We start from the raw sequence: 8,161 nt of genomic DNA, 5'->3' as shown, positions 1-8,161 counted from the left end.
TTTAGGTCCTTTCCCCCCCCCCCCGAGAAGCCCCCCCCCCCCCCGGGGGGGGGGGGGGGGGGGGGGGGGGGGTCCGCCCCCCCCCCCCCCCCCCCCCCCCCTCCGGGCGTGCTGTACGCGCGTGCTACTTGATGACGGTGATCCGGTTCGCCGCCGGGACGGCGATCGGGTTGGCCGCCGAGGAGTTGTTCGTCAGGTAGGCGTTGAAGCAGTCCAGGTCGGACGCGCCCACCAGCTTGTTCTTGTGCTCCTTCAGGACGGTGAAGCCGTCACCGCCGCCCGCGAGGAACTCGTTCATCGCGACCCGGTAGGTCTTGGCGGGGTCGATCGCCGCGCCGTTCAGCTTCACCGAGTCCACGACGATGCGGTCCACGCCCGTCTTCGTCAGGTCCAGGGTGTACGTGAAGCCCTTCGACACCTGCAGGATCTTCGGGTTCGCACCGTTGACCGGGCCGCTGACCTGCTGCTGCAGCACGGTGATCAGCTGAGCGCCGGTCAGGTCCACGATGTTCATCATGTTGGTGAACGGCTGGACCGTGAAGGACTCGCCGTACGTCACCACGCCGTCGCCCTCGTCACCCGAGGCCTTGTAGGCGAGGTCCGAGCGGATGCCGCCCGGGTTCATGATGGCCAGCTGTGCGCCGCCCTTGTCCGCCGGGGCCAGCGCCTCGAGCTGCGCGTCGGCGATCAGGTCGCCGAGCGGCTTCTCGGGCGCCTCGGAACCGCGGCCCGGGATGTCGGCCGCGATGAAGCCCTGCGGGCGGTTGGCGATCGGGGCCGCGAGGGTCTTCCAGCGGTCGATCAGCTCGGTCATGTCCGGGGCCTTGGGCTGCTCCCGTGTGACGACCTTGTTGACCGGCTTGGGCGAGGCGACCGGCGTACGGACGATGTCCTTGGTCTGCCGGTCGTAGGTGAGGGTGGTGTCCGTGAACAGCCGGCCGATGGAGGCGGCCGAGGTCACCGTGCGCGGGTTGCCCGCCGGGTCCGGGATGTTGCAGGCGTACGCCTGGTGCGTGTGGCCGGTGACCAGCGCGTCGACCTTGGAGTCCACGTTCTTGGCGATGTCCACGATCGCGCCCGAGATGCCGGCGCCGGCGCCGGGGACGTTGCAGTCGTAGTTGTAGGCGCCGTTCGCGGGCAGACCGCCCTCGTGGATGAGCGCGACGATCGACTTCACGCCCTGCTTGTTCAGCTCGGCGGCGTACTTGTTGATCGTCTCGATCTCGTCGCCGAACTTCAGGCCCTTGACGCCCTCGGCGGTCACGACGTCCGGAGTGCCCTCCAGGGTGACGCCGATGAAGCCGATCTTCACGTCGCCCTTCTTCCACACGAAGGTGGGCGACATCAGCGGACGCTTGGTCTTCTCGTCGGTGACGTTCGCGGCGAGGTACTGGAACTGGGAGCCCGTGAACTCCTTGCCGAACTCGTAGCACCCGTCGACGGGGTGGCAGCCGCCGTACGCCATGCGGCGCAGCTCGGTCTTGCCCTCGTCGAACTCGTGGTTGCCGACGCTGGTGACGTCCAGGTCGAGCTTGTTGAGCGCCTCGATGGACGGCTCGTCGTGGAAGAGACCGGACAGCATCGGGCTGCCGCCGATCATGTCACCGGCCGCCGCGGTGACGGAGTACTCGTGGCCCTTGCGGGCCTCGCGCAGGCTGGTCGCGAGGTACTCGACCCCGCCCGCGGGTATGGCCTTGGTGGTGCCGTCGGCCTGACGTTCGCTCACGTTGCCGGAAGAGCCCTGCGGGGGCTCCAGCGTGCCGTGGAAGTCGTTGAACGACAGCATCTGCACGTCGACGGTTCGGCTCTTGGCCGTACCGCCACCACTCGCGGCACCGGCCGGCAGTGCGGCGGCGACCATGGCCCCGGCCCCGGCCGTGACGGCGAGGGCGGCGAAGGTCAACCGGCGGTTTCGGCGGTGCCGTTGTGGCGTCGCTGACATTTAGTCCCCTTTGTGGACAGCGATACTGCTTGGGAGGTCCGGGGAAGCCTATGGTCAACGCGCGTAGCTCTACCAGGGGGTAACGGGTATCGCGTTGGTTACGCGCAGAAGACGGACCGACCCCGCGCCCGCACTCCGCCCGCCGCCCGCCGCGGTCGTAGGCTCGTGCCATGACTGAGGCAGCAGCGGCCCTGGAGCCGGGACGGCAGATTCAGACCTTCGACGAGCTGACGGAGGAACAGGCCGAGGCCGTACTCGACCTCATCGAGGACGCGGCGCACACGGACGGCACCACCGCCGTGTCCGAGCAGGGACGGCTCCAGCTGCGCGGCGGACCGCGCGAGGGGATCCGGCACTTCCTGCTCACCGAGGGCGAGCGGCTCGCCGGATACGGACAACTGGAGGATACCGACCCGGTGGAGGCCCCCGCCGCGGAGCTCGTCGTGCACCCGGCCCTGCGCGGCCGCGGGCACGGGCGGGCGATGGGGATGGCCCTGCTCGCCGCCTCCGGGAAGCGGCTGCGGGTGTGGGCCCACGGCGGCAAGTCCGCCGCCCGGCACCTCGCGCAGGTGCTCGGCCTGACTCTCTTCCGCGAGCTGCGCCAGCTCCGCCGGCCGCTGACCGACACCGACCCGCTGCCGGAGGCGGCGCTCCCGCCCGGCGTGACCGTACGGACCTTCGTGCCCGGCACCGACGACGAGGCCTGGCTCGCCACGAACGCGGCCGCCTTCGCCCACCACCCCGAGCAGGGCTCGCTGACCCAGCGGGATCTGAACGACCGGATCGCGCAGCCGTGGTTCGACGCCAAGGGCTTCTTCCTCGCGGAGCGCGACGGGGAGCTCGTCGGCTTCCACTGGACGAAGGTCCACGCGGCGGAGCAGCTGGGCGAGGTCTACGTGCTCGGGGTCCACCCGGGCGCCCAGGGCGGCGGCCTCGGCAAGGCCCTCACCGCGATCGGCCTGCGCCACCTGGCGGCCCAGGGCCTGCCGACGGCCATGCTCTACGTCGACGCCGACAACCCGGCCGCCCTCGCCGTCTACGAGGGCCTCGGCTTCACCACCCACGAGGTCGACCTGATGTACCGCACGGAAAGCTGACCCGAGCCCGCGCCTCCATCCAGCCCCTCCGGCGTCTGAGGCGCGGGGCCCGGAGCCGAGCCCCGCTCCCCCAGCCCCGCCGACGTCTGAGGCGCGGGGCCCGGGGCGAAGCCCCGCTCCCCCAGCCCCGCCGGCGCTTGAGGCGCGGGGCCCGGGGCCGAGCCCCACGCCGGGGCGCGCCCCACCCCCCGCCACCCCCGCCGGGAGGCAGGCCGCGCGCCCCACCCCCCGCCACCCCCGCCGGGAGGCGACTCGTGCGCCAGCCGGAGCCGGGAAGCCACACGCCATTAACCGGGCATTAAGACGCGCTTGCGACTCTCCCCCCATGCAGCCCCGACTCCGACTGACGGCCGACACTTCCGACGCGCCTGTCCTCCCGCGTGCGCGGAAGAATGGAGTCATGAGCCACAAGCCCAGCGCAGGCCCCGCCGAGGTCCCCGCCCAGCACCCGTCTCAGACGTCCCCCGCCGGCCAGGCGACCGGTGGCCCGGTCAACGCCGTCACCGGCGCCCACGCCCGCATAGGCTCCATCTCCGCGCACCGTCCGCACGTCGACCTCGAGCCCGATATCGACGCCGACCTGGACGCGTACGACGACAAGGACGGCGACGAGCTGCCTCCGGGCCGCTTCCTCGACCGGGAGCGCAGCTGGCTCGCCTTCAACGAGCGCGTCCTGGAGCTCGCCGAGGACCCCACCACGCCCCTGCTGGAGCGCGCGAACTTCCTGGCGATCTTCGCGAGCAACCTCGACGAGTTCTTCATGGTCCGCGTGGCCGGCCTCAAACGGCGTATCGCGACCGGTGTCGCCACCCGGTCCGCGTCCGGCTTGCAGCCCCGCGAGGTGCTGGACCTCATCTGGACGCGCTCGCGCGAGCTCATGGCCCGCCACGCCGCCTGCTTCCAGCAGGACATCTCCCCGGCCCTGGCCGAGGAGGGCATCCACCTCATCCGCTGGCCCGATCTCACCGAGAAGGAGCAGGCCCGCCTCTTCACGCTGTTCCGGAACCAGATCTTCCCGGTGCTGACCCCGCTGGCCGTGGACCCCGCGCACCCGTTCCCGTACATCTCCGGCCTCTCCCTCAACCTGGCCGTCGTCGTCCGCAACCCGGTCAGCGGCCACCGCCACTTCGCCCGGGTCAAGGTCCCGCCGCTCCTCTCCCGCTTCCTGGAGGCCTCCCCGCAGCGCTACGTCCCGCTGGAGGACGTCATCGCCGCGCACCTGGAGGAGCTGTTCCCCGGCATGGAGGTGCTCGCGCACCACATGTTCCGCGTGACCCGCAACGAGGACCTGGAGGTGGAGGAGGACGACGCCGAGAACCTCCTCCAGGCCCTGGAGAAGGAGCTCATGCGGCGCCGCTTCGGCCCGCCCGTGCGCCTTGAGGTCGAGGAGTCCATCGACCCGGGCGTACTGGACCTCCTGGTGCAGGAGCTGAACGTCAACGCCTCCGAGGTGTACCCGCTGCCCGGGCCCCTCGACCTGACCGCCCTCTTCGGCATCGCCTCCCTGGACCGGCCCGAGCTGAAGTACCCGAAGTTCGTCGCCGGCACCCACCGGGACCTCGCCGAGGTCGAGTCCGCGTCCGCGCCCGACATCTTCGCCGCCCTGCGCGAGCGGGACGTCCTGCTGCACCACCCGTACGACTCCTTCTCCACCTCGGTGCAGGCCTTCCTGGAGCAGGCCGCCGCCGACCCGGACGTCCTCGCGATCAAGCAGACGCTCTACCGCACCTCCGGCGACTCCCCGATCGTGGACGCCCTGATCGACGCCGCCGACTCCGGCAAGCAGGTGCTCGTCCTCGTCGAGATCAAGGCCCGCTTCGACGAGCAGGCCAACATCAAGTGGGCGCGCAAGCTGGAGGAGTCCGGCTGCCACGTCGTGTACGGCCTCGTCGGCCTCAAGACCCACTGCAAGCTGTCCCTCGTCGTCCGCCAGGAGGGCGACCAGCTGCGCCGGTACTCGCACGTCGGCACCGGCAACTACCACCCCAAGACGGCCCGCCTCTACGAGGACCTCGGCCTGCTCACCGCCGACCCGCAGGTCGGCGCGGACCTCTCCGACCTCTTCAACCGGCTGTCCGGCTACTCGCGCCGCGAGACCTACCGCCGGCTGATGGTGGCGCCCCGCTCGCTGCGCGACGGGCTGATCGCGCGGATCGACAAGGAGGCCGCCCACCACCTGGCCGGCCGCCCCGCCTCCGTGCGCCTGAAGATGAACTCGATCGTCGACGAGGCCCTCATCGACTCGCTCTACCGGGCCGCCCAGGCGGGCGTGCCCGTCGACATCTGGGTGCGCGGCATCTGCGCCGTGCGCCCCGGAGTCCCCGGGCTCTCGGAGAACATCCGGGTCCGCTCGATCCTCGGCCGCTTCCTGGAACACTCCCGGGTCTTCGCCTTCGGCAACGGCGGTGAGCCCGAGGTGTGGATCGGCAGCGCCGACATGATGCACCGCAACCTCGACCGCCGTATCGAGGCACTGGTCAGGGTCGCCGACCCGGCCCACCGCGCGGCACTGGACCGGATGCTCGAAACCGGCATGTCCGACGCCACCTCGTCCTGGCACCTGGGCCCGGACGGCGAGTGGACCCGGCACAGCACGGACGCGGAAGGCCAGCCGCTGCGGCACGTACAGGAGATGCTCATAGACGCCCGGAGGCGCCGGCGTGGCTCAGCCAAACCATGACCCGATTACGGCGACGGCGGACGCGGGTGACGTGCTCGGCACGTACCTGCGTTCCCAGGCCACCGCTTTCCTGCGCGCGCTGCGCCTACACGATGAAGGCACGGCGGGCGGGGCAGCCGAAGGCAGTGACGCGGCGCGCAGCCTGCGGGGGGCCGCGCGCCGCATCAGCGGATCCCTGGCGACCTTCCGGGTGGTGACCGAGTCCTCCTGGGCCGACGGGCTGCGCACCGAGCTGGTGTGGCTGTCCTCGACGCTGGCCGACGAGCACGCGTACGCCGCCCGGCTGGCCCGGCTGATGGACGCCCTGCACCGGCTGTCGGGGTCCCCCGAGCTCCCGGCGCCGCGCGGCACGGCCGGTGCGCTGACGGTGGGCTCGGCGCGGGCCGGCGCCCTGCTGGAGCGCCAGCTCACCCTGGCCCGTACGCGCGCCCACTCGGCCACGCTCCAGGCGCTCGGCTCCTCCCGCTTCCACGCGGTGGCGGACGCGGTGGCGGTGCTGGCCTCGGAGGTCCCGCTGGACTACGTGGCGGCCCGGGGGCGGGTGGGTGACGTCCTGGTCCCCCTGGCGGCAGTGGCCGAAACCCGGCTGTCGGCGGCGGTCGCGGCACTGCCGCCGCGCGGCGGGAGCGCGCAGGGGGCGCCCAGCCCGTACAACGCGGATCACGACGGTCTCTGGCACGAGGTACGCCGCCTCCTGCGGGTCCACCGGTACGCCCGGGAGGCCCTCGGCGAGGACGTGAGCAGGCCTGCGGCCGCGGGCGAGGCACTGGACCGCCACCGCGACGCGGCGGAGGCGGCGGCCGCCTCGGCGACGGCGGCCCGCACCCCGCGCATCGCCCCGGCGACGGCGTACGCCCTGGGCGTGCTGCACGCCGACCAGCGCCACGAGGTGGAGGCGGCCCGGCTTGATTTCGAGCATCTGTGGCTGAGAGAGCCCGCGGTCACACCGCGATAACGGATGGATAACGGATGATGACGAGCGTGTACGAACGGACGGGGACGCACCGGGTCGTCCGCCACGGTTCACCGTCCGTTCACTCGGGCCGGTCAGCTGCTTCACCTGTTCTGCCTAATTTCGGTGATGCACGGAGCGAGCCTCACGGAATGCGAGCGGCTCAGCCGGGCAGACGACGTAGTCCTCTTCGCACGCCGCCCCGATACAGAAAGCGGCCGGCGGCTTCTGGAAGGAACACCCGAAAGTGAAGCTTCAGCGCAAGAACATGCTTCGTGCCTCCGCCCTCGGGGCGCTTGTCGTGTCCGGCGCCCTGGTCCTCACGGCGTGCGGCTCGGACGACAACACGAAGACCGCCGACGGCACGGCCAAGCCCTCCGCGGCCGCCGGCGACGTCAAGTGCGACGACGCCAAGGGCAAGCTCCTCGCCTCCGGCTCGTCCGCGCAGAAGAACGCGATCGACCTGTGGATCAAGAACTACATGGCCGCTTGCTCCGGCGTCGAGGTGAACTACAAGTCCTCCTCCTCCGGTGAGGGCATCGTCGCCTTCAACCAGGGCACCGTCGGTTTCGCCGGCTCCGACTCGGCGCTGAAGCCGGAGCAGGTCGAGGAGTCGAAGAAGATCTGCACCGGTGGCCAGGGCATCGACCTGCCCATGGTCGGCGGCCCGATCGCCCTCGGCTTCAACGTCGCGGGTGTCGACAAGCTGAACCTCGACGCCGCCACGATCGCCAACATCTTCAACGACAAGATCAAGAAGTGGGACGACGAGGCGATCAAGAAGCTGAACCCCGGCGTCACGCTTCCCTCCACCACCATCCAGGCCTTCCACCGCTCCGAGGACTCGGGCACCACCGAGAACCTCGGCAAGTACCTCAAGGCCGCCGCCCCCGACGCGTGGACGTACGACGCCGCGAAGAAGTGGCCGGCCCCCGGTGGCCAGGGTGCCTCCGGCTCCTCCGGTGTCGCCTCCCAGGTGAAGGCCGTCGACGGAGCGATCGGCTACTTCGAGCTCTCCTACGCGACCTCGCAGAACATCAAGACGGTCGACGTGAACACGGGCGCCGCCGCCCCGGTCAAGGCCACCGGCGAGAACGCCTCCAAGGCCATCGCCGCCGCCAAGATCTCCGGCACCGGCTCCGACCTGGCCCTGAAGCTCGACTACACCACCAAGGCCGAGGGTGCGTACCCGATCGTCCTGGTGACGTACGAGGTCGTCTGCGACAAGGGCAACAAGGCGGAGACCCTGCCGACCGTCAAGTCCTTCCTGAACTACACCGCCTCCGACGCGGGCCAGAAGATCCTGCTCGAGAACGGCTACGCCCCGATCCCGGCCGAGATCAACGCCAAGGTCCGCGAGATCGTCGGCTCGCTGAGCTAGTCCTGACCTCCGAGGCCCGGTCCGCTCCCTCCCCCCGTCCGGGGCCGGGGCGGACCGGCCCCGGAGACCCTTCCCCTTCACCCGGGGGAATCCGGTGCACCGCCGCCAG

At 71.2% G+C, this 8,161-nt stretch carries 5 protein-coding genes; 4 read left to right on the top strand and 1 reads right to left on the bottom strand.

What is annotated here, in order from left to right; all coding sequences use genetic code 11:
• Nucleotides 1-124: 124 nt before the first annotated feature.
• Nucleotides 125-1,942: a bifunctional metallophosphatase/5'-nucleotidase gene (locus tag ACZ4VT_RS20210; RefSeq protein WP_467951401.1), complete on the bottom strand. Its 1,818-nt coding sequence runs from the start codon at nucleotides 1,940-1,942 to the stop codon at nucleotides 125-127.
• Nucleotides 1,943-2,112: 170 nt separating this feature from the next.
• On the opposite strand from ACZ4VT_RS20210, the gene mshD reads away from it, so the two are divergent.
• The 4 genes from mshD (at nucleotide 2,113) to pstS (ending at nucleotide 8,052) form a co-directional block, all read left to right on the top strand.
• Nucleotides 2,113-3,039, top strand: coding sequence for a mycothiol synthase (gene mshD, locus ACZ4VT_RS20205; RefSeq protein WP_467951399.1), 927 nt, complete (start codon nucleotides 2,113-2,115; stop codon nucleotides 3,037-3,039).
• A 400-nt stretch (nucleotides 3,040-3,439) separates the two neighbouring features.
• Nucleotides 3,440-5,719: an RNA degradosome polyphosphate kinase gene (locus tag ACZ4VT_RS20200; protein WP_467951397.1), complete on the top strand. Its 2,280-nt coding sequence runs from the start codon at nucleotides 3,440-3,442 to the stop codon at nucleotides 5,717-5,719.
• The gene (locus ACZ4VT_RS20195; protein WP_467951395.1) at nucleotides 5,700-6,674 is read left to right on the top strand and encodes a CHAD domain-containing protein; all 975 of its coding nucleotides are present in this window, start codon (nucleotides 5,700-5,702) and stop codon (nucleotides 6,672-6,674) included. The genes ACZ4VT_RS20200 and ACZ4VT_RS20195 overlap by 20 nt, the downstream gene beginning before the upstream one ends.
• Before the next feature lie 244 nt (nucleotides 6,675-6,918).
• Nucleotides 6,919-8,052, top strand: a complete 1,134-nt coding sequence (pstS, locus tag ACZ4VT_RS20190) for a phosphate ABC transporter substrate-binding protein PstS (RefSeq protein ID WP_467951393.1) — start codon at nucleotides 6,919-6,921, stop codon at nucleotides 8,050-8,052.
• Nucleotides 8,053-8,161 lie beyond the last annotated feature (109 nt).

Source organism: Streptomyces sp. NPDC029164 (assembly GCF_055563995.1).
The sequence above is the reverse complement of the archived record's forward strand: the minus strand, read 5'-3'. Positions and strand labels throughout refer to the sequence as shown.

Coding starts and splice junctions, on each gene's coding strand:
- ACZ4VT_RS20210 (WP_467951401.1), bottom strand. CDS start 1,942: ATGTCAGCGACGCCACAACGGCACCGCCGAAACCGCCGGTTGACCTTC.
- mshD (WP_467951399.1), top strand. CDS start 2,113: ATGACTGAGGCAGCAGCGGCCCTGGAGCCGGGACGGCAGATTCAGACC.
- ACZ4VT_RS20200 (WP_467951397.1), top strand. CDS start 3,440: ATGAGCCACAAGCCCAGCGCAGGCCCCGCCGAGGTCCCCGCCCAGCAC.